Origin of the sequence: Paenarthrobacter sp. MSM-2-10-13, assembly GCF_011605365.1 — a bacterium.
GTDB lineage: Bacteria > Actinomycetota > Actinomycetes > Actinomycetales > Micrococcaceae > Arthrobacter.
Genome location: NZ_JAAOXO010000006.1, coordinates 113,141 through 135,100 on the forward strand (window position 1 = coordinate 113,141; position 21,960 = coordinate 135,100).

The 21,960-nt window shown below is 60.5% G+C and carries 14 protein-coding genes; 6 read left to right on the forward strand and 8 right to left on the reverse strand.

Annotated features, from left to right (window positions below; all coding sequences use genetic code 11):
• The first annotated feature begins 32 nt into the window (after window positions 1–32).
• The gene (locus tag HAV21_RS13565) at window positions 33–2,627 is read left to right on the forward strand and encodes an AMP-binding protein (RefSeq protein WP_166842075.1); all 2,595 of its coding nucleotides are present in this window, start codon (window positions 33–35) and stop codon (window positions 2,625–2,627) included.
• On the opposite strand, the gene HAV21_RS13570 is transcribed toward HAV21_RS13565, so the two are convergent.
• Both HAV21_RS13570 and HAV21_RS13575 read right to left on the reverse strand, forming a co-directional pair.
• A complete protein-coding gene (locus tag HAV21_RS13570) occupies window positions 2,624–7,693 on the reverse strand; it encodes a peroxidase family protein (protein WP_166842076.1) in 5,070 nt (1,689 codons plus the stop codon). The genes HAV21_RS13565 and HAV21_RS13570 overlap by 4 nt on opposite strands.
• A gap of 255 nt (window positions 7,694–7,948) precedes the next feature.
• Window positions 7,949–8,599: a HAMP domain-containing sensor histidine kinase gene (locus HAV21_RS13575; RefSeq protein ID WP_208096816.1), complete on the reverse strand. Its 651-nt coding sequence runs from the start codon at window positions 8,597–8,599 to the stop codon at window positions 7,949–7,951.
• Between the two features lie 718 nt (window positions 8,600–9,317).
• On the opposite strand from HAV21_RS13575, the gene HAV21_RS13580 reads away from it, so the two are divergent.
• Both HAV21_RS13580 and HAV21_RS13585 read left to right on the forward strand, forming a co-directional pair.
• Window positions 9,318–10,664 carry a BTAD domain-containing putative transcriptional regulator gene (locus tag HAV21_RS13580; RefSeq protein ID WP_347877655.1) on the forward strand — a complete coding sequence of 449 codons (1,347 nt, stop codon included), beginning with the start codon at window positions 9,318–9,320 and terminating at the stop codon, window positions 10,662–10,664.
• Between the two features lie 17 nt (window positions 10,665–10,681).
• Entirely contained in the window at window positions 10,682–12,094 is a 1,413-nt protein-coding gene (locus tag HAV21_RS13585) for an ATP-binding protein (RefSeq protein WP_166842078.1), read from the forward strand.
• Between the two features lie 213 nt (window positions 12,095–12,307).
• Here the strand turns inward: HAV21_RS13585 and HAV21_RS13590 are convergent, their stop codons facing one another.
• Together HAV21_RS13590 and HAV21_RS13595 are read right to left on the reverse strand one after the other, a co-directional pair.
• Complete coding sequence (locus HAV21_RS13590; RefSeq protein WP_166842079.1) at window positions 12,308–12,625, reverse strand: hypothetical protein; 318 nt, start codon at window positions 12,623–12,625, stop codon at window positions 12,308–12,310.
• Window positions 12,626–12,824: 199 nt separating this feature from the next.
• Complete coding sequence (locus HAV21_RS13595) at window positions 12,825–15,119, reverse strand: fibronectin type III domain-containing protein (RefSeq protein ID WP_166842080.1); 2,295 nt, start codon at window positions 15,117–15,119, stop codon at window positions 12,825–12,827.
• A gap of 191 nt (window positions 15,120–15,310) precedes the next feature.
• Between HAV21_RS13595 and HAV21_RS13600 the strand changes: the two genes are divergently transcribed.
• From HAV21_RS13600 to lepB, 3 genes are all read left to right on the forward strand, one after another.
• Window positions 15,311–15,823, forward strand: a complete 513-nt coding sequence (locus HAV21_RS13600; protein WP_166842081.1) for a hypothetical protein — start codon at window positions 15,311–15,313, stop codon at window positions 15,821–15,823.
• Window positions 15,824–15,946: 123 nt separating this feature from the next.
• Window positions 15,947–17,554 (forward strand): multicopper oxidase domain-containing protein, encoded by a 1,608-nt coding sequence (locus tag HAV21_RS13605; RefSeq protein ID WP_166842082.1) that lies wholly within the window; start codon window positions 15,947–15,949, stop codon window positions 17,552–17,554.
• 35 nt (window positions 17,555–17,589) lie between these two features.
• Window positions 17,590–18,105 (forward strand): signal peptidase I, encoded by a 516-nt coding sequence (lepB, locus tag HAV21_RS13610; protein WP_347877656.1) that lies wholly within the window; start codon window positions 17,590–17,592, stop codon window positions 18,103–18,105.
• A 92-nt stretch (window positions 18,106–18,197) separates the two neighbouring features.
• On the opposite strand, the gene HAV21_RS13615 is transcribed toward lepB, so the two are convergent.
• From HAV21_RS13615 to HAV21_RS13630, 4 genes are all read right to left on the reverse strand, one after another.
• Window positions 18,198–18,947: a maleylpyruvate isomerase family mycothiol-dependent enzyme gene (locus HAV21_RS13615; protein WP_166842083.1), complete on the reverse strand. Its 750-nt coding sequence runs from the start codon at window positions 18,945–18,947 to the stop codon at window positions 18,198–18,200.
• Window positions 18,947–19,783, reverse strand: a complete 837-nt coding sequence (locus tag HAV21_RS13620) for a fumarylacetoacetate hydrolase family protein (protein WP_166842084.1) — start codon at window positions 19,781–19,783, stop codon at window positions 18,947–18,949. The genes HAV21_RS13615 and HAV21_RS13620 overlap by 1 nt, the downstream gene beginning before the upstream one ends.
• Window positions 19,784–20,911, reverse strand: a complete 1,128-nt coding sequence (locus HAV21_RS13625) for a cupin domain-containing protein (protein ID WP_166842085.1) — start codon at window positions 20,909–20,911, stop codon at window positions 19,784–19,786. It abuts the gene before it with no gap.
• Between the two features lie 189 nt (window positions 20,912–21,100).
• Entirely contained in the window at window positions 21,101–21,910 is an 810-nt protein-coding gene (locus tag HAV21_RS13630; protein ID WP_142939455.1) for an IclR family transcriptional regulator, read from the reverse strand.
• Window positions 21,911–21,960 lie beyond the last annotated feature (50 nt).

Genomic DNA, 21,960 nt, shown 5'->3' on the forward strand with positions numbered 1-21,960 from the left:
TTAGGTTAGCTTTACCTTGTTGAATCCCTGGTGTGACTATTCAGCCGGATTTGGCCGGAACCTCGTTCGCCGCCAAGCTTGCCACGTTCGGAGACCGTACCGCCGTATGCGTTGGGGACCGCTCCGTTAGCTATGGAGAGCTGGCCGAACTCGTAGGGGCGATGGCGCGGTCGTTTGGTCCCGCCCGGCGCCTGATTGCGCTCGAGGTCGAGAACACCTTGCCGTCGTTAACGGTATATCTCGCCGCATTGGCGTCAGGACATCCTTTACTTTTAGTTCCACCGGGTGGCGGCCAAGCTTCCGAGGCCCTCATTGCCTCCTACGATCCCGACATCGTTGCCCGGTCAGGCTCGGGCGATTGTGTCGTGGAAGTGCTGAGGGACGAGACCAAGCACGATTTACACCCGGATTTAGCCCTCCTGGTCAGCACCTCCGGGTCCACCGGATCGCCGAAACTTGTTCGCCTCTCCGGCGCCGCCGTTCAGGCGAACGCGGCCGCTATCGCCGAGTACCTGCACCTGCGTCCAAGCGATACCGCAGCCACTACGCTTCCCCTCTCTTACTGCTACGGGATGAGCGTGGTCAACAGTCATTTGCTGGTAGGCGCGTCTTTGGTACTGACGGACCTTTCGGTGGTGGACCCCTGTTTTTGGGACCTGGTCCGATCACGGCAGGTGACGTCATTTGCCGCTGTGCCGTACACCTTCGATCTCCTGGACCGGGTGGGCTTCGAGCACATGGACCTTCCAAGCCTGCGCTATATCACCCAGGCTGGAGGGCGTCTGGCGCCGGAGTGCGTCCGTCGCTATGCAGAGTTGGGCCAAAAACGTGGATGGGACCTTTTTGTCATGTACGGGCAGACGGAGGCGACGGCCCGGATGGCCTACCTGCCACCCGACCAGGCGGTAGTCCACCCGTACGCTATTGGAGTGCCAGTGCCAGGCGGAGCGTTCCGGCTTGAACCAGTTCCGGGGTTGGACGCCAGCGAACTTGTCTTCAGCGGCCCGAATGTCATGCTGGGCTATGCGGAGCGACCCGAAGACCTGGCTCTCGGCCGCGAGACAACCGAGCTCCGTACCGGTGACCTTGCGCGTCAAGGCCCGGGCGGCCTCTATGAAATCGTTGGCCGGCGCAGCAGGTTCGTCAAAATCGCTGGGCTCCGGATTGATTTAGGACAAGTTGAGCGGATCCTTTCAGACTTCGGCCTTAGTGCCGCTGCTGCCGGCTCGGACGAGATGGTAGTGGCGGCAGTCGAGGGGAACCGCGATCACCTCGCCTTGGTCGCCAAAACACTGGCGCATGACCTGGGCGTGCCGCGTGCCGCCGTCGAACTTCATTCTGTACCGTCCATTCCGCGGCTGGTTAACGGGAAACCCGACTACCCTGCCATCCTTGCATTGTCCCTCCGGCCCGATTCGGATCGTCAACCAGAGGCGGCCATCATGGGTTCATTGTCATCGACGAGCACAGTGCGGGAGATTTTCGAGGACGTCCTCGAACGCCGGAACGTCAAAGACTCCGACACGTTTGTTTCCTTGGGCGGTGACTCCCTTTCTTATGTGGCGGCTTCGGTTCGTCTGGAGCGCGCTCTCGGTGATGTTCCACCAGGATGGCACCTCATGCCTGTGCGCGAGTTCACGCGCGCCTCTCCATCAGCTGATCGCCCTTCGGTGACCAGCAGATCGGACAGGGTCAGGACGTGGCGGGGACGGCTGTTCGCACGTATGGAGTCAGGTATTGTCTTGCGCGCTGTGGCAATCCTTTTCATTGTGTCCACACACTTCAGGCTTCTCGACTGGGAGGGAACAGCGCACGTCTTGATGGCGCTGGCCGGCTATAACTTTGCCCGCTTCCAGTTGTCCGGCTCCCGCATGGAGCGGCTGCTGAGACAGCTGCGAGCCGCTGCACGGATCGTGCTTCCAAGTGTCGTGGTGATTGCCGTCGCGTTTGTGCTTACGGACGCCTATGGCTGGCAGAACGTGTTCCTTCTGAACTCTCTCTTGGGTCCCCAAGGGTGGACGGATATGTCCCGCTTCTGGTTCGTTGAAATATTGGTCCACATCTTGCTCGGTTTGGCTGTGCTGCTCGCGATACCGGCGGTTGATCGTGCCCTGCGCAGATGGCCGTTTGGCTTCCCTTTGGCCTTGGCAAGTGTCGACTTAGTCCAGCGCTTCGACATCATTGACCTGTCCTATCCCGGGCAGGGGCCCGTTCTTTGGCTTTTCGCTCTTGGATGGGCGGCAGCAGCGTCCCAAAACGTGCGGCAGCGGATAGTCGTTACAGCTGTTTCTTTGGCGACGATCCCCGGTTCATTTACGGATGAACAACGTAGTGCAACCATTCTTGTCGGATTCCTCATCCTGCTGTGGATCCCGACCCTGCCCATACCGCGCGGACTGCATCGGATGACAGCCCTGTTGGCCACGGCTTCCCTGTACATCTACGTCACACACTGGCTGGTGTACCCGTTGCTGGCCGAGGGGAACAAAACCATTGCCGTGCTGACATCGTTGGCGGTGGGCGTGGGCTATTGGGCTGCAGCGACCCGTGCCATGACCGGCATCGAGCGGTGGCTTCGATCCGGCCGCGCCACAGCCCCGTCCGCCGGCCGCTGCGCCGGACCTTAGGTGCTGCCCGACTTTCTGGCGTTTACCTGCGAGCGAAATCGCCGGTGCCACAAGAACCAGGAAACCACCACCAGCGCTCCAACAGCGGCAGCAAACACTGCAGGGCCAGGACCGGTCGAAAGATACTGGGCTAGAGCCGCCAATGATGTGGGCGGCATTATGCCGAACGCTGACGGACCGGATTCGGGTTCCTGCTGTTGATCGGTTTGGGGGAGAGGCATCAGCGGGAGCATGTCATCCTGGTCCGAAGCACTTTGGTCCCCTTGGACGAGCGGGGTCACGGGTTCGCTAAAAGTGGAAAACGCCGGCTCGCTGCCGTCGACGGTGGGGGCAACTTGGACGCGGTAAGCCGTTCCGTTGTCCAACCCGCGAACCACGGTCCTGGTAGCCCCGGGTTCAGTGGTGAGAATGTCTCCCACTTGGGCACCTGCGGGATCCACAATCCGGATGGTGAAGCCACTGGGGGCCGGGTTCGGGGGAGCCGCTGGTGCGGGCTGCACCGGTGCCGGGTCTACCGCGGGCCCTGGACCCGCAGGGGCCGGGTTCGGAGGCTCCACTGGTGCGGGCTGGGCCGGTGCCGGGTCTACCGCGGGCCCTGGACCCGGCGTGGGCGGAGTAACCACTGTGACCTCCCCATCGCCGGGGATGACCTCGACACCGTCCGTAATTCCGTCTTCGTTACCTTCGTTTTCATCGTCTGCTGGACCGTCGTCTCCGTCCTCACCGCCCCCTTGGCCGTCGTCACCACCGCCGGTACCGCTGCCAAAAACGAGAAGTTCAATGTTGTGGAGGGTGTCCGTGCCGTCTTCTCCGTTGTTGTGCTGGACCGTGGTGACTGATCCGGGTGAGCCTACGGTGCCATCACCGCCGGTTGTGGTGATGGTGTAATTGGATTCGAAGTCGGAGAAGACCGCGGTATCGGTTCCCTCTGCAGATGTCAGGATTTCCCGCACGATGCTGATGTTGCCGGGGTCCACTGCCCCTGTGAAGACGGCTTGCTGCAGGGTGGGGCCCACAAGCTCGCCGGCGATGTTGCGCTGGTACGGTGCATTCATGGAGGTGGCACTGCCGATTTCAGTGGCAGGGTTGTTGGGGTCCGTACGCACACTGAGCCGAACATTGAGGTAGCGATCGCCGTCGAGGACGTCGTTTCCACCGCGGCCTTCGAGAACGTCGTTCCCGCCGCCGCCCAGAAGGATGTTGCCTTCGCCCCACACCATTGGACCGTTTAGTGCCGGGCATTCCTTCGATGCAGAACTGTTGATGACCTCCTCAATAGGGGTAGGCAAGGACGGTACGAGCTGGTTTAGTCCGGAGATACGGTCCACGCCCGATTGGTCGAGGACATCACAACCAATGAAGCCGCCGCCACCTACGGTCTTGGGGATGCGGTGGTCGCCGCGGAGTACGTCGTTGAGGGCGCCGCCGGAGAGTGCTTCAACTTCGTTGTATCGGTCCCGGACTCCAACCTGAAGGATGTCCAACGGTGCGATCGGAAGGTCCAGGTCCGCATCTTGCGGCTGGGGGTCGTACACGCCGATTTCCCAGTCGTAGCCCGAAGCTCCGGCCACTTTCTCGACGCCGGGACCCGCAATACCCACGTCGTCCCCGCCCTCCATGTCGTAGTCGTCGTCGCCTCCTTGGCCAATCAGGATGTCGTTTCCAGGCCGTTGTGAGTCGTCCAGAAAGAACAGGTTGCTGGAGTCGCCAATCAGTAGGTCCGGACCGTCGCCACCTTCTGCCCAATCGTTCCCCCCACCGCCAAACACTGAGTCCAGTCCCTCGCCGGCAATCACAAAGTCGTCGTCTTCGCCGGCAAAAGTCTCATTGGAGTTTGCTCCGCCGTTGATAAAGTCCTTGCCGTCACCGCCGATGAGAAGATCCAGGCCGGGACCGCCGTCGATCGCGTCATCTCCCGGTCCGCCCTTCATGATGTCTTCTCCCGCCGAGTCTGTGATGGTGTCATCGCCCAGGCCGCCTAAGACATTGTCGGCGCCATCGCTTCCTTCGATGATGTCGTCCCCAAGGCCGCCCCACATGGTGTCGTTATCAAAGCCGCCATGAATACGGTCACCGAGCACGGATCCGTTGTAGACAGCCTGGCCGTTGATACCGGCCGGGTCCACAGAGTTGGAAGCACGGTATTTGATGGTGCCGTCGGGCATGCGGATGAGCAGTGCAGTCTCATTGCATTGGGACTCGGGGTCATCGGCAACAGTGTTGCCGCTGGCAGCAAAGCCTTGGGGGGTTCCGGCAAGGTTCTTCAGTTCAAACTTGCAATCAGCAGTGGCGAAAGCGTCAGCCTTCAGCGCCTGTGCGTTGGTGTTGCGCATCATCATCTCTGCAAAAGAATTTCCTTCCAGTTGCGACATGAGATTCATTCCAGGGGTGCGGGCCAGGTAGTACAGACGGTCGCCATTCTGAAGATCCGTCATCTGGCTCTCAAAGACATAGTTGAAGGTGCTGCCGAGCAGTCCCCCGAAGAGATTGGTCCGTTCAGCCAAACCACCAATCCATAGATCCACGTCATCAAGGCCGGTGGTGGAAGAACCGTCATTGCTGGCCCATGCATCAATGCTGTTCATGAAGGCCACAGCGTCCACCGGAGGGACTTCACCGGCCAGCGCGTCGGGGCTGACAATCAGCCTGGCGGCTTTTCGCTTATCCGCAACCGTGCTTGCGCCAACGATCGAGGGGTGTTTTCCGTAGGCCGCTACGAAATTGATCAAGGATTGCGGGTGCTTGATGTTCTCGCCGAAGTCGATCCAGTTCGTGTATGGCTCGAGCTGGCCGTCGTTTGTAGTGGCGTGTATTTCCCGGCGCAGGGCATTAAGGCTGGGCAATCCCTCTGAGCGGGCGCGGGTCAGATTGATCGCAGCCAGATCCATGGGAAGCCCCAGCAGCTTGTTCCGAAGCGTGTCGGTGACGAACTCATCCAATTCACTTCCGACTTGGTCGGACATTCCCATAATGATGCTTCCTGCCGCCTCCTCTGACGTCATGAGCCCGGCAGGGCCTCCATCTGTGTAGGCAGGAGGATTCAGAAACCCTTCCAGTAGGGATAGATCATTCCGGGTCCCCAGTACATCGTCTGAGGTCCCCCACACGCCATCGGCCCCGGGACTATCCTGGTTTCGACGGGAAATGGTTTCCGTAAGCATCGAATGCCCGAATCGATAGACAGCATGCGCGAATTCTGCACTGACTGCCGGATTGATGTCCGTCTGGGCGAATGCAAAAGGTTCGAAGAGGTTAATGGCAGGCTGGATCTTCCGGGCGAACTCCTCAAAAACCAGATGCTGATACTCCATTTCAGCAATGAACCGCGCAGCTTGGAACAGCCGTTCGCCGTTCCAGCCTTCTGCGCCGCCGGGTAGCTTCCACTCGGCAAGTGCGGAGATACCTGCTGACGATGTGTCTTTGCTGAGGACAGTCTTTACGTCCGCCACCAGCCGGTTGTGCTCAGAGTGGAAGATCTGGTGGATGGCTGTCAGGCCGATGTTCTCGTTGACCCGGCCGTCGCCGGCGATGAAGTGAGCGTTCAGCATCTCATCGTCATACGTGCCGGGCGCTTGGTTCGCGAAGTCCGCTGAAGCTGTTGTGTCGGGGTCCGGATCCGGGGCCACAGGTGGAGTTGAAGGATTGTGGTCAGAGTCCCGAGGTGAGGGATCCGCGTTGTGTGCAATGTCCGTGAGGAAGGGAGTGTTGAAATACGCCACGTCTTGGGGAACCAGCGTTCCGCGCCCTTGGTTTTGGGTTTTGTCTGCTTCCACCAGCCCGGACTCTGTCACAAATTGGGGAAGTCCGTGCTTTGGTCCGGGGACAAACTTTCCGTAGGGATCCGTGAGAAGCATGGGGACGTTGACCACGTCCTTGTCCAGGAGTTGAATACCCAGCAGCTCCCGTGCTTGTATTTTGGCCACAGCCCACGTTGCCATGCCGCCGGCAGAGGGCGTACCGGCCGGCCCGCCCAACATTTTTCCTGTTGAAACGGGCCGCCCCGCGGGACTGTTGGTGTACTCCCGCAGGAACACTTGGTGCGAGGCGTGGGACGAGTAGGTCTGGCTCTGATCCACCCAGGGCGAGTTGGTATTGAGGGCATCCTGGATATCGTCCGGTGTTCCCATAACACCATCGGCGCCAGGCTGGTTTTGACCGCGTGTCAGCGCCATGAAGCGCCTCTGCGGATGGAGGTCATCGGAGGTGCCGAACACATGGTCCGGTCCTGCTACCAGCGGGTCATCGTTCTTCAGCGGAACATAAACTGTCCCGCCGCCCTTGACGGTCTGGTCAATACCGTGGTCGAAGAACTGCCCGAAGAGGGTGAAGAGGGAATTGTACGGCGGGGAGAGCCCAACATCGGTTGTCACGTTGGGGATGGAAAGAGTGTTTCGGGAGGGAACGCAGCCTTCCGGGGCCGCCGCAACGGGGGGAACTGCGTCTGGCTCGGGGTCGGTGGTGCAGGGCACCACGCCGGCGTTTCCTTGGGTCCTGGCCGGGAACCCTGCCGCGGCCACCGCCGCAGGGTTGGTGGATGTTTGATCCGCAATCAGGTTGCTGATGACCCGTGGCCGCGAATCAAAGACGGCTCCGGATTTTTGGGTGTAGCTTGTGGGCGAAGGAGGTCCGCCAAAGGAGCCGCTCTCAGCAGCGGTAAAGGCCTTCGTACCGAGCCTCGGAAATATCTGGTCGGAGGCCCCGAACCTCTCCTGGCCTTGTTGGAGATTGTTGCAGCTCCCGTCGACTGTGCGTAACCCTTGCGACAATAGGGGACTGGCGAGTTGGTTAGGACCGTTCCCCAGCAGCGCCCCGCATGGCCCGGTTTCGGACGTAGTGTTGGCTACGTGGGCCTCGGCAATCTTGATTTGTTTAAGGATGTAGGACAAGTCAGCGGTCGTGACTGTGAAACCGGCGCCAATGGGAAGTTGTGCAGCAGCAGCTGCTACCGGTGGCAGCCCTAACGAGGCCGTCACAGCTAGTACTGCTGAAGCGGCCAGGGTGCGACGGATTGCATCCGCGCTGCCTCGTCGCGGCGTACGTGCGGGTTTTCCTGTAGTGATTTTCATAGCGTCGGCTCCCCAATGCGGTCGTTCCCGTTTCAGTCCACGAGTGAGGGCCATGCTCCAAGGGCTTCCTAGGGAAAACCTTGGCGACGCTTGGGGGTGTTGAGCTTAAGGCGGCCGCGGTCACCATCGCGGCAGAGAACCCTCCATAGCTTTGCCCGGGTTCTACTAGGCCAGAACATGAGATGCAGGGGCCACCGACTCTAGCCCGTTCACGTTGGACTAGATCTGATCATGGTCCGATTTGGCCAGGGTCTGCTACAGCGGAACCCCCGGGTCCCTAGGCGAGACAACTCCACCTGGGGCCTGTGTTGATGCTGCGGCTTGGTCCGGCTCCTGCTCGGCTTCCCCCGGCAGTGAGAGCACGAATCTGCTACCAACATTTGGCCGCGAATTGACACGGACAGAACCCTGATGTGCTTCGACTATGGCCTTAACTACGGTCAGTCCAAGTCCTGCGCCTTCCTGTTCCCGAGGCAGTCCGAGCCTTGTAAAGGGGTGGAAAATTCTTTCCTGGTCCGCAGCGCTAATACCGCACCCGGAATCAGCCACCCAGATTTCGATAGTGCTCGCTGACGTCTTGTCGTATTCAACGGAGGAGTTGATCGCTGGCGATTCGATCCAGGCGGCACCTAAAGAAATCACATCACGATCAGTGGTGGACTGCACAGCGTTTACCGCCAGCCGATCTACTAATTGGGAGAGCAGGTCTGGGTCGGCCCAAAGCCTTCCACTGGGCATGTCGTCAATTTGCCAGCGACGTTCAGCCATAACCTTGATCCTGTCCATGGACTCGGCAAGGAAAGAATCGACGTCAACCCATTCTCGCTTAACGAAGCCAGGGCGGCCGCTTCTTGCCAGCAACAATAGGTCATCTACTAAAGACTGCATCCTGTTCAGCTCCTCCATAAATAACGTTTGTTCCCTGACCTGCAACCACTGATGGTTGGTCTCACCGTGAGGCAGATCGACGGCGTATGAAGAGACCGTGCCCGTGCCCAGCAGACTTGCCGTCCCCGTGGTCGTAATGCCTTGTCGTCGCCGGAGAGGATCGAGGAGCTTCCCCGTTACCGTGAAACCCGCAACCCCAGCCAGTATTAGGGCGGCCAGCGAGGTGAGGCTGTATGGACCGTAACGGGCGGCGCCCACTGCGTCGCGGACTACGGACCACATACCTGGAAACCTGGGACGGCCTGTATGGCACCTCTGGGCGCCAGAGGTAACGTTGCTCGGGAACATGTGACTTCCTTCCATGTCCGGCTGTCAGCGTTAGAGTGTCCTCCCCGAGCCGGCTGCCGATGGTGTGGATCTATTAGTCACAGTAGGCCCAGCGGCTTGGGGAATCCTACGGCGAAGGGTCAGCGGCCTCCGCTCCGACCTCATAGGGTTTTTACAATATTGGCAAGGTGGGAACAGTGGTTTCACCAGCGCGAACGTTCTCCAACGGTTCAACGCGTTAAAGCGCATAACAAGGGTTGTTGGGCACGGGCCTAAGTACACAACCACTGTGACCAAGTATTGGCATGAAAGTACGTCAAAAAAGGCGAGTACTCACTACTGTTGTTCCCCTGTCTGTGCACGATTTGAATGGAATCACTAGGCACTCGACTACCTATTGGGGCACTCCGTGAGCACTCTGAACCTGGCAACTTCACCTGACCGTCTAACCGTCGATTCAGACGACGCTGTCCCAGCGCCGGTGCTCCAGATCTCCATCTTTGGCGCCCTTACGATTCGCCGCGGCGAAACAGAGCTGCACGCCAGCGACTTGGGCGGGCCTAAGCCACGTCAGGTACTAGAAATCCTTCTTCTCAACTTCGGGAGGGCGGTGTCGAAGAATCGCATCATGGACCTGCTGTGGGGTGGGAACCATCCGGCGGTGGCACTTCCTACCTTGGAAAGCTATGTCAGTGTGCTCCGACGCCATTTGCAGCCTGGAACAGGCCGGACAGGTCCTCTGAGGACTGTCAATGGCGGCTATGCAATCGATCGGTCACTGGTGGAACTCGACCTCGACAGGTTCGAGAGACTCACCAAGCGGGCCTGCCAGGCCACGCCGCAGTCCGCATTGGATCTGCTGACCGAAGCCTTGGAGTTATCATCTGCACCCCTCCTTGGAGATGAGCTTCTGCCTGCTTGGGCGGAAGAGGAACGGGCGCTGCAAGCAGCGCGAGTGAGCCATGCGCGGGTTCTGGCGGCAGAAGCTGCGCTTGCTGTTGGGGATTTGGTTAAGGCCACGGAGTGGGGCACGGACGTAACAAAGGACGATCCACTCAACGAACGGGCTTGGACTACGCTGATTCTGGGATTGGAGCGGAACGGAGAAGTTACAGAAGCTTTGAGGGCTTTCGACCGCTGCCGGAGGGTGATGGACAGGGAGTTGGGCTGTGCGCCTGGGCCGATATTGCAAGAGGCGCAGGCCAGGCTTTTGACAAGCTCCGCCGCATGTTACGGACCACTTGAGACCCGCGGATCGAATGTCCCGGTTCCAGAAAGTCCCTCTGTGCAGGCGCTGACGAACCAAGACCCGGAGCGCCTGAGAATTCTCATTGTCGACGATCACACAACGTTCTCCGACTTATTGGCCGGAGCTTTGGATCGGGAACCGGACCTTCAGAGTGTCGGGACTGCGAAGTCGGTTGACGCCGCTGTAACAATGTTCCTTGACTTGCAGCCCGAGGTGGTCATTATGGACCTGTATCTTACAGATGGTTCCGGGCTTCGGGCCGCTGAACGCATTCTGGCAGCAGCTCCTGAGGCCCGGATAGTGATGTTGACGGGAAACCCTTCACAGAAGGCACTGTGTGAGGCTGCAAGTATGGGCATCTGCGGGTTCCTGCCTAAAGATGGAGCCTTGGGCATTATGTTGGACACCTTGAGGCACGTCCGCCCCGGCAACATGATTGTTCATCCGTCCTTGGTGGCGAGGCTGGGCGGTGGCGCTTTACCTCCAGCGGAGCCTTCGGGTCATTAGCCCGGGCGTGACTGACCATGCGCGACCTCTTCGCCGGGAGGGCCAGAGCCAACCTCAACACGTCTACTGAAGATAGCGAACGGCTGGAGGTCAAGTCAGCCGTAGCCAGGTTTCTGACCGCCGGTTTCGTGGCACTCATCGTAGTAGCCACCCCAGTGGCCTTTTGGATATGGGCAGAAGCAGAACGTCACGCCCTCGCCAATGCGAGGGAGTTCACTCAACGTTTGGCTGACAATGTGGTGGGGCCTCTGATAACAAACCAGCTGCTTGACCGAGACCCTACCGCGCTGGAATTGCTGGACCAAAGGCTGGCACCTTGGCTTGCCAGCGGCAGCGTAACAAGAATCAAAGTGTGGGACGAGGCCGGCCGGGTGGTCTATTCGGACAAGAAAAACCTCATTGGCCAAGACTTTGAACATGAGGAGTGGGCCCGTCTCCTGCTCGATGGTGGGCCGGCGACGGCCACTCTGGAACGGCAGACTGCGGAAGAAAACGAGTACGAAGCGCATGCGGGGGAACTCGTTGAGGTCTATGCCCGCTCTTCCTCTCAAAGCGGCGCGCCCATGATTTTCGAAACATACTCTTCGGGCGAGGGCGTGCGCCGCGAACAGCAAGCTGTGCTGATGGGCATGATTCCTCCGACGTTGCTGTCACTGGCGGCCCTCCAACTGACGCAGTTGATTCCAGCCGTACGTTTGGCGCGCAGAATTCAGCGGGATCAGGTGGCCCGTCATAAGTTGCTGCGCTGCGCCATCGAGGCGTCGGACCAGGAACGTCGACAGATCGCTGGTGAACTCCACGACGAGGTTATCCAGGACTTGTCAGGTTTGGCCTATGCACTAGAGGCGGAGGAGCGCCGCGGCCCCTCCGAACTTCGAACCGTGTTTACTCATGCCCGTTCCATGCTCCAGAGCAACATCCGCAGCCTGCGGGCTATGACCAGCGAGCTCTATCCACCTGATCTTGAAGAGTTTGGGTTGAAGTCCAGCCTGCTACGACTTGAGACTCCCTTGGTTGAGCGAGGAGTAGCCTTAAGCCTGGAGATTCCGGAAGACCTCATACTGGACCGGGATCGTGAGGTTCTGGTTTACAGGGTGGCTCGCGAAGCTCTGGTTAACGCAACGAAACATTCCTTGGCCCAAGAGGTTTCCATCCGGATCCGCCAGTCCGGTGGGTGCACCGAGATCACAGTGGTAGACGACGGCGTGGGCTTCGACCCCCAGGGTTCCCGACCGGAAGGCCACTTTGGTTTGAGAATCCTGGGGGACACCATTCGCCAAGCGGGTGGTTCCCTTGACATCCGTTCCCAGCCCGGGGCCGGAACGTCAGTTACTGCGACGTTTGGGGCCTGCACACCCTCAGCCCGCTGGTACAGCAGGCAATCGGCCGCATCTGTGGCACAGGGCCCCACCATTCCGAGGTCCACTTAGCTCAATCCCTCGAAGCACACGTAGTTGGTTTGGATGAATCAGAAAATTGATGTGCCGTGTTACTACAACGACGAAGCGGCTCTTCACGGTTTGTAGTGAATGTTTCGCCGTGATGTATGTTTAAGCCGCTTTTCTAGCGGCAGTGCGCAACAGGATACGCGTTGTGTAGACGATGAGGACTTCGATCTCTTTCCACCATCGGCAGATTGTGTGTCAGAGCTGGTTCGTTTCCGGCTGGGCTGCATGTTCAACCAATGCCTGCAGGTAGTCCTTCACGTCGGCAGCGTCCGCGAGGGACCCGGTGGCGAGCAGCGTCCGGAGCTGCTCTGTGACCAGCCACGCGGCCTGGAATATTCCGGTGGCGTCGTCGGTGGCGAACACGGTGCTGAGCCTGTTCCGTGCCCGGTCCGAGAGAGTGCAGCCGACCCGCAGGAGCAGCCGACGGTTGGCCCAGATCACTTCGATGGGGCCGGCGACAGGGATGTCGCGGATACGCTGGGGCCGGCGGGAGTGCACACGCGTGCTGATCAAAGAACATCCATGACAGCGGGACTACGAGCCCTTTAGCTTTTTTCAAGACGTGGAATCCGATTCACCACAAACCACGGAGAGCCGACAAAGCCGCCCTGTTGTATTCCTGCGATTGCGGACTTGTCGGAGCATAGAAGGGTCCGGTGGCTTCCGGACTTTCCGGAAGCCACCGGACCGTGGGGACAGCCCCGCTCAGGGGTTACTTGTTGATGACCGTGACCGGTCCGGCGGTGCCTCCTACGGTGGACTCAATCCAAACACTGCCGGGATTAGCCGTACCGGCGGCTCCATTGCGAAGCCTCAGGAAATATACGCCTCCCGTTGCCGGGGCTGCTGCAGCAGTCACAGCCACTGTGCCCAGTACCCGGCCAGAAGGACCGTCGACCCGGATAGTGACGGTGCCCCCGCTCACGGTGCTGGTACCACTGATCCTCATGTCGCCGACTTTCCACTGGGCCTGGTCGATGGTGACCTTATCCGGTACCGGAATCACCTTGACCTCATCGGTCCGTACGTCAGGGCCGACGGTGACTGTCAAGCGGAATGTGAGTGGGTTGTTGGTCATGGGATGCTTGTAGACCGGCAGGCTGAACGTCGGCTTCAGCGAGGTGGCTGCGTTTAAGGTGACTTTATCCGGATCCGAGGGACCTGTAAGGACCTGCTCCCAAAGATAGGTTGCACCAGCGCCGGTGGAGCCCGTACCGTCCAAAGTGATGTTCGTTGCGGTGGGGCGGCGCGGGATAGTCTGATCCGATCCGGCAACGGCGACGACGGCTCCTTGGACGGTCACGGGATCGCTCAGGGCCGACTCCGGCCCGGCGCCATTAGTGTTGCTGGCTCTGACGGTGAACCGATAGACGGTATCACCGCTGAGTCCGTCGTAGACCAGTGTGGTGACGTCGCCTGCGACCGTTTTGGAGGCTCCGAAAGCTACGCCGTCCGCGGTGTAAGCCTGGACTGTGTAGCCCGTGATGGCCGGCCCCGCACCGGGGTCGACGGCAGCCCACGTGAGGCTCGCGGTTCCCCTGCCTGCTGTGGGTGCACCGGTGAAGGCCGGGGCGGTCGGCACAGGATCATTGGTGATCCTGAAGTCCACGCTGCCGGTGGGCGAAACGTTACCCGAGGAATCAATGGCGACGAATTTGACCGTACCAGTCTGCGTGATACTGATAGGCCCGGTATACCGCACTGCGGTATCGGAGGTGCCGCCGCCGGACTGTAGCGGATCTGAGCCGTCAAGCGTGTAATAGATGTCGATGTTCGGTTCGCGGGCGTCCAGCGTCAGCTCCTGAGGCGTGGGGAATGTGCCGCCATTGGGCGATGCGGTCACCGACGGAGCGGTGTCATCCGTCTGTGGGACTGCATGAGCGGCCGGATGGGTCTCTCCGTTGCTGCTGACGGATACCACGTATACGTCGTAATCTTCTCCCTCGATAAGGCCTTTGATGGTTGTGCCGGTGGCCTTTGGGTTGCTGATACGCATGCCGGATTCGACTTGTTCGTGGGCCACAATGGACCTGGCGACAGCGCTTACCCTGTAGCCTTCGATGGCCGGCGTTCCAGGTATGGCTTGCGCAGGTGTCCAAGATACTTTGAGGGCGCCGTCGACCTTAGCTGCAGAGATGTTAGTTGGCCCTGCCGGGCCTGATTGCAGAGGCCCGTTCGGGCAACCGCCCATTCCTGGGCCGCCGGGTTCGCCGAATTCGGCAATGGTTAATCCTTGCCGGTTGCCCGACTCGTCCGCCTCTTCCCATGCCATGGCACGCGCGCCGGCAGCGTTCGCCGCGAGCTCGGCCGCGGCGGGATCGTCGAAGATATACGTGGCGGTAAAGGTGTTCGGTCCATCTACGTCAAATTCAAGGGCAGAGGTGTATCCACCTTTCGGAGCCGGTGTCTGCGGTCCGGGGATGGCGCGCACGTCTCGGCGTGCCACGGCGGTATCTTTGAGCGCCGGTTCGATGATGCGTTGTTCCATCTGGTCGCGGTTTACCCCCGAGCCAACGTGTCCCCTGACAATGACGCTGTTTCCGGACAAGACCGAGCCGGCGGTGACATAGGTATCTTGCACACGGGTTTCCCCACCGGCGGCGGTTCCGAACTTAATGGACACAATGTCGCCGGGCTGAATGTCGGGAGTGACGTTCAACCCTGTTCCCGCTCCCCAGCAATACCCGCCTGGGTGGTTGATTTCGAAGGCGACGTCTCCGGCCTGAACTACACCTCGTGCGGAGCCCACAACTCCGACCCCCGAGCGGGTTACTTCGACCGTCGCGGTTTCGCCCACACGATCCTGGAACCCTTCGATCGTGACAAAGTCGCGGTCAGGAAAGACCACTAGATTATTTGGGAAGGCCGGGACGGCGGCATTGGCGGTGGGTATGGCAAAAAGAGTAGTGGCGCAAAGCACGGCAGAGACCGTCGCAATCATCCCGGCCCTGACAGGGTTGCTGGACTTGGTCTTTGACTCTCCCGGTTCGTATAGTTCAGTTTTCATGACAACCTCACAGATCCTGGGTGCATGCGTAAAGGGTTCACGCACGCTCACAACCTAGGATCTGGTCCTTGGGGAAACGCTGGCGCAATTCCGGCGGAAGCCGACACCTCCCCCTTGGACAGGCTGCCGAGTATGGAGTACCTGGGGCGACTCCTAGGGATTCCCTAGAAGTCGGCGCCAGACTCATTGCTATGGCACGGACGGCATTGCTCAAGCACCCGAAGATTCTTGTTCCCATAGTTCTGCTTGCATTGGTGGGCGCTTTGCTGGTCAACATCCTGACAGTTGATCGTCGGCCGGCTCCTGCCCCGTTGGGTGCCTCGGCGACCGTCAGTGGCGGACTTGCTCGTATTCACGGGGTAATACCGCTGGAGAACGACGGCTGGACGCCACCCACTGGATCCGACACGCTGGCCAATCCACCTGGAAAAGAACTCCATCGCGTCCGCATATTGCTGGAATTGACAGCGATGGAGGCAGGCGGGCTGACCTTCGACCCGGCCGAGTACGCTGTCTCCTCGTTGGGCAAGGCGCGGTGGAAAGCCGTTTGGGCTTCTTCCGGCCCCAAAATTGCGCCCCAAGGAGACATCGTCACCAAGACACTCGTGTTTGAGCTTCCGGACCGAGCGATCGACTTATCACTGGAAATGCCTGGCGGACCCGGACTATCCCTAGGGACCAGCCATCATAAAGGCAGCAAGTAGGGGTTGCAGTGCCGGAAAGCTTTCACGAGGCTTCAGGGTTTCCCCAAGAATTCCATAGTCTTCGGCAGGAAATACCCAAGATGGGTAGGGCACAGTCAAGGTACTGAACAAAGGAGACCGGCAATGTCCATTTCACGCCGCCAGGTTCTGCTGATTGGTGGGCTGGGAGTACTCGGCGCTGGAGGCGCCATGCTACCCGCGACAGTTGAGGCGAAGTCCGCAAGCAGGCTCAACGACCGGGACATGCCTCGCCCCTTCCAAGTGCCTTTTGCGCAGGCTCCGGTCCTCGAACCATATGCCACGGGTCAGGATCCTGCTGACGGATTACCCGTGAACTACTACAGGGTGACGGAGAAGGCCGCGATGGCCAGCATCCTCCCGCGCTTGGCAACGCCCATTCTCGGCTATAACGGCCTATTTCCAGGGCCGACCATCAGTTTGGACCAAGGCACTAAGGCCATCCTGAGGGTTCGGAATCAGCTACCGGCCAACCATGCTTTGGACGGGCATGCTCTGTCAACGTCTACTCATCTGCACGGGTCCGCGTCACTGCCACACTATGACGGCTACGCCAGCGACATCACTCATCCCGGCTTCTACAAGGACTACCATTACCCCAACTTCCAGCCAGCACGCACCCTGTGGTATCACGATCACGGAGTGCACTTCACGGCAATAAACGCCTACTCCGGCCTAGCCGCGCAGTACCACATGCACGATCCGCTCGAACGGAAACTGCTTCCGCAAGGCCGATACGACGTGGCTGTAACTATCAGTGATGCTATGTTCGCTGCGAACGGGTCCCTGGGTTACGACGACAACAGCCACTCGGGCCTTTGGGGTGATGTGATTCTGGTGAACGGTAAACCATGGCCCGTGATGAAGGTGCAGAAGCGTGTTTATCGCTTCCGTTTCCTGAACGCTTCCATTTCACGGTCCCTGCGACCGGCGCTCAGTACAGGCGATCCAATGGTGGTCGTTGGAACAGACGGAGGTTTGATACCGCAGGCGCAAAGCGTGTCCAACTACCGGCACGCAGGAGCTGAACGCTACGAGGTCCTGATCGATTTCAGAAAGTACAAGACGGGGCAGCGAATCGAGCTCCGGAACCTGTCCAACCCCAACAACGTAGACTACGACTTCACCAACAAGATCATGGCCTTCGACATCACTGATGAACCCGTTGATACCTCGGACCCAACCTGGAATCGGATCCCAACAACACTGGTGGGTAGCGAAACCATGGCCTTGACCGCAGGGCAATCCGTGAAGACGCGGCGGTTCCGGGTCAAGAGAAGCGATACCACCAACATGTGGACTATTAATGACGACAGCTGGCAGGACGTCATAGCTAGCGGTTACAAGAAAGTAGTCGCTGATCCAGCACTCAACTCAGTAGAGATGTGGGAGATCGAGAACAAATCCGGTGGGTGGTTCCATCCATTGCATATCCATTTGGTCGATTTCCAGATCATTAGCCGCAACGGAAGGGCGCCGTTCGCCTACGAGCGCGGCCCCAAGGACGTGGTGTATGTGGGTGAGAATGAGGTTGTGCGGCTGCTGATGAAGTTCACCCCCCATAAGGGGCTCTACATGATGCATTGCCACAATTTGCCCCATGAAGATCACGACATGATGGCCCAATTCCGCGTAGGCCCCGCAGTTCCGGACCCGGACCCATACGATCCCATGACTGCGGCAAAGGCACAGTGGGACGAAGAAGAAGATTGACCAACCGCAAGTTATTAGGGAGTGACACACATCCCGTGCACCCGAAGGCAGAGGTTCAGGAACCGGGAGTCCCGTGGCACTGGCCGCGTTTGCTGACTATTGCCTTGGTTCCCGTCTTGATCATCATTGCCGCGCGTCTATGGCTGGTGGAGCCTCTCATAGTTTCGTCCAACAGTATGGAACCTACTATCCCGTCGGGATCGGTAGTGCTCTTGTACAAGCCTGGTGTAGCGGCGGGCTGGCTTCGAGCGGGCGTAGTGGTCGCCTTCGCCAGCCCCGTAGACGGCCAAACAGTGATCAAACGGGTCGTTGCCGGTGAAGGAGAAAGCGTTGCTATCCGTGACGCGGAACTTTATGTTGACGACGTTGCCATCCCTGAGCCCTATGTGGACCACAGCCGCATAGACGCGACCTATTTCGGTCCGGAAGAGGTGGCCATGGGCAGCGTGTTTGTTATGGGGGATAACCGCGGCGTGTCCATCGACTCCCGAGACTTCGGCGCCGTGCCCGTAACAGCTATACGAGGCATTCTGCTATCAGGCCAGAAATAGCGGCACCGGAATCTCAAGCACCACACTGACAGCCGGACTCTCCCTGCTTTCTCAACAGTAAACCCGTCAGCCGCGGTGACCCTCAGCCGCGGCTAAATCCACTTCGGGGCAGCTGGCGTCGTTCCTTGGGTGAGTGGCCCGTCGGCATTGACGCCGTTGGAGCCGCGGCCGGTGGCCCATTCGACGACGGCGGGCAGGGTGCCGCTGATGATCGTCGGGTCTGCGGCGGCAGTGTCGCCGAACGTCAACTCCGTGTCATCTACTGTGATGAGGAGTCCGGTGTCGGTACCGCGGGTTTTCCATGCGCCGGTGATGTCTTTGAGCAAACGTTCGAGGACCGGGGCGGGGATGTCGTTGAAGGTGGCTCCGTTGTCCAGGTCCACAGCGTGGACCCATACTTCGCGGGTGCGCATCCATACGGTTTCGGAGGCGGGGACTGTTCTGCCTTGGGCGGTGCGGACCTCGTTTTCCCAGTTCAAGTCGGGCAGGTCGCGCCATTCCACGGACAGGTGCACCGCGGAATGGTCGAACAGGTTCCGCAGTGCAATCGGGGATAGGGTCGCGCCGAAATCGATCTCGTGATTCCGCGCCTCAGGGGAGGGATACATGGGTGTTTCAACCCCTGTGGCAGCCCACTCCACCAAGCGCGCGATCGCGCGGGCGTTGTATCCCACGTGCGCCACCACATGGCGGCGGGTCCAGTCCGGAAGGAGGGTGCCGCCGTCGAGTTCTGCATCGGAGAGTTCGTTCAGTTTGCGGGCGAAGAACGCGGTGCCCCGCCGCGCCTGCAGGAGATCTTCCTGCAGGCCCGGATCGGTGGCGAGATCGTGGCGGGCGACCATCAGGCTTCCTTGACCACTCGGTTGTTTAGCTGGCCCAGGCCCTCGATGGTGGTGACCAGGAGCTGGCCTTCCTGCAGGTACCGCTTGGGGTCCTGGGCATGGCCCACTCCGCCGGGGGTGCCGGTGGCGATCACGTCGCCCGGGTTCAGGGTGATGATGGTGGAGATGTAGGAGACCAGGAATTCGGGGGTGAACACGAGGTCGCCGGTGGGGGTGGACTGCTGGATCTCGCCGTCCACGGCCGAGGTCATGAGTGGGCCGGCGGTGAACTCGTCCTTGGTGACCAGGGCCGGGCCGAACGGCGTGGAGTTCTCCCACGTTTTGCCCTGCAGCCACTGGATGGTGCGGAACTGGTAGTCGCGCATGGAGACGTCGTTCAGGACCGCGTATCCGGCGATGTGGTCCGCGGCGTCGGCCTCGGCGATGCGGCGGCCCTTCTTGCCAATGATCACGGCGAGTTCGGCTTCCCAGTCCACGGTGTCCGATTCCTGCGGCAGCGCCAGGTCATCGTTCGGGCCGATCAGCGACTCGGTGTACTTCGCAAACAAGGTGGGGTGCTCCGGGATTTCCCGGCCCATTTCCTTGATGTGGTTGCGGTAGTTGTGACCCACGCAGATGATCTTCCCCGGTGCGGGCACGACGGCGGCCAGGTCCGCGCCGTCGAGCGCGTGCGTTGCGCCGTTGGCCGCCTTCGCCTTTTCCTCCCAGGCGGGTTCCGCGAGCAGCGCGCCGACGTCGGCGAAGCCGGTGATCTCGGTGAGGGTGTCGCCGTCCTGGCGGACGGCCACGGTGCCTTTGCCGGCGGCGTTTTCGGTGCGGAGGGTGAGGAGTCTCATTTACTTGCGTCCTTCGGTGTAGCTGCGGTTGAAGTTCAGTCGTTCAAAGATGGGGGCGTCACTGAAGCGGAACAGATCAAACTCTGTTTCGGACTGCAAGGACCACTCCTGCCAGGACGGGACCACGAACAAGTCGCCCCTGGCCAGCTGCTTGGTCTCGCCGTTCAACACGACGGTGCCGGTGCCCTCAAAGACCTGCCAGACACTGGATCCGACCTCGCGGAGCGGCTCGGTGGCGGCGCCGGCGCGGAGGCGGTGGAACTCGGCGCGGATGGTGGGCATCACGTCCCCGCCCGTGGTGGGGTTCGAGTAGCGGATGGCGGCGTGGCCCTGGGACACCGTGGCCGGGTGGCCTTCGTCCTCCAGCAACAACTGCTCCCGCAGGGCTGCGTCCGTGTGTTCCCAGCGGTACGCGGCAATGGGGGAGTTGGTGGTGTCATCAAGGCCGGAGAGGGGACGCAGGCCGGGGTGGGCCCAGAGCCGTTCGGAACGGGAAAGGTCCGGTGTGGCTTCGTCGGTGACACGTTCGGTGCCGAACTCAAAGAACCCGGCATCGGCGTAGTGTACGAACGGTATGTCCAGGCCGTCGATCCATGCCATGGGTTGATCGGTGTCATTGTGGTGGCCGTGGAAGTTCCAGCCCGGGGTGAGCAGGAAATCGCCGCGACGCATCGCCACCGGATCCCCGTTCACCACAGTCCACACACCCTCGCCCTCGACGACGAAACGGAACGCGTTCTGCGAATGGCGGTGCTCCGGAGCAACCTCATGGGCGCCCAGGTACTGGATGGCGGCCCACAACGTTGGAGTCGCGTACGGTGTGCCGGCAAGGCCGGGGTTCGCCAGGGCAATCGCGCGGCGTTCTCCACCCCGGCCTACCGGAACCAGGTCACCGGCACGGGCAGCCAACGGATACAAGTCATTCCAACGCCACACATGCGGGACGGCCTTCGGGGTGGGAACCATCGGCATCAGATCGCCGATCTCCGTCCATAACGGAACCATGTTCCCGGCAGCGAAGTCCTTATACAGCTGCTCCAACTGGGCAGCTTCCTCCGGTGTGGGCTCAGGCAAGGCGTGGCTGGCGGCCACTGATTCATGAGTCGTGTTCTCGGCGGTGATGGACACGGGGGCCTCCTCGATAGGGTCCGAACGGTGTTGGCGTAGTTCGACCCTACGGAGGGCCCGGGCGGGAATCAGAGAAGTTTCTGCTGTGCAGAATAACTAAGCGCGTTGCGGGGCCCGCTCTGCGGGGAATGGAGCTCGTTTTAGGCGCAGATCGGGCCTCGCAACGCGGGGGTGGTCGCGTTGTGGATCCTATTCGGCTCCGTCGGCCGGGTTAGCCGCGATGTCCACTTCAAGTTGTCGGCAGGTCTCGCGCAGGGCGGCGACCAATCCGGCGTCGAACACTTTACGGAACCGGGTGGCAGGCGTGGCGACGCTGAGCGCGCCCACCACGTGCCCATGCCGGTTGTGGAGTGCCATCCCGAGTGCGCTAACGCCTTCCTCCGTGCCCTCGAAGTTGGCCGCGAATCCGTTGCCGCGGATAGTGTCCAGCTCCCGCAGAAACGCCGGATACTCGGCGTCGGGAATGGTGTCGCCGCCGATTTCGGCATTCTGGCTTCGGAACAGTTGCTCGATCATGCCAGGTTCCAGTTCTGCCAGCATCACCTTGCCACCTGATGTTCTGTTGGCAGGCATCACGGTTCCTTGCCGGTCACCGATGCGCAGGACGTTGCTGCCTTCCACGGTAGCGAGGAACCTCACTTTCGTGCCCACGCGCACCATCAAGTTAACTGTCTCATCGAGCCGCGAAGACAAGAGCTCCATGTGAGGCTGTGCCAGGTCCCTCAGGAGCCGGGTCCAGCTCAGTCCTGCCGGGCCCACGCCCATGGCCGGCCCGGGGACGTACCGGCGGTTTTCGTCCTGGACGGCGAAGCCGCGATACACGAGCATTGCCAGAAGCCTGTGGGCAGTAGAAGGTGCAACACCCAGCTCGGCTGCTGCGTCCTTGAGTCGAAGGGCACCGCCGTCGCGAAGAAGCTGGAGGAGCTGTAAAGCATTGTCCACAGCCTCGATGGAGTACGTGGGCCGTTTCTGGACAGGTTTCCGGTTCTGGGCCGGCATCCCGCGCTGCTTCGAGGCTGAGTTGTTCTGCACAACAGAATTCTATGGCC

What these genes read in the sequence shown, in the direction of transcription:
- HAV21_RS13620 (WP_166842084.1), bottom strand. Translation starts at nt 19,783, where the DNA reads ATGAGACTCCTCACCCTCCGCACCGAAAACGCCGCCGGCAAAGGCACC.
- HAV21_RS13575 (WP_208096816.1), bottom strand. Translation starts at nt 8,599, where the DNA reads ATGGAGGAGCTGAACAGGATGCAGTCTTTAGTAGATGACCTATTGTTG.
- HAV21_RS13595 (WP_166842080.1), bottom strand. Translation starts at nt 15,119, where the DNA reads ATGAAAACTGAACTATACGAACCGGGAGAGTCAAAGACCAAGTCCAGC.
- HAV21_RS13605 (WP_166842082.1), top strand. Translation starts at nt 15,947, where the DNA reads ATGTCCATTTCACGCCGCCAGGTTCTGCTGATTGGTGGGCTGGGAGTA.
- HAV21_RS13615 (WP_166842083.1), bottom strand. Translation starts at nt 18,947, where the DNA reads ATGGTCGCCCGCCACGATCTCGCCACCGATCCGGGCCTGCAGGAAGAT.
- HAV21_RS13630 (WP_142939455.1), bottom strand. Translation starts at nt 21,910, where the DNA reads ATGCCGGCCCAGAACCGGAAACCTGTCCAGAAACGGCCCACGTACTCC.
- HAV21_RS13585 (WP_166842078.1), top strand. Translation starts at nt 10,682, where the DNA reads ATGCGCGACCTCTTCGCCGGGAGGGCCAGAGCCAACCTCAACACGTCT.
- HAV21_RS13570 (WP_166842076.1), bottom strand. Translation starts at nt 7,693, where the DNA reads ATGAAAATCACTACAGGAAAACCCGCACGTACGCCGCGACGAGGCAGC.
- HAV21_RS13600 (WP_166842081.1), top strand. Translation starts at nt 15,311, where the DNA reads ATGGCACGGACGGCATTGCTCAAGCACCCGAAGATTCTTGTTCCCATA.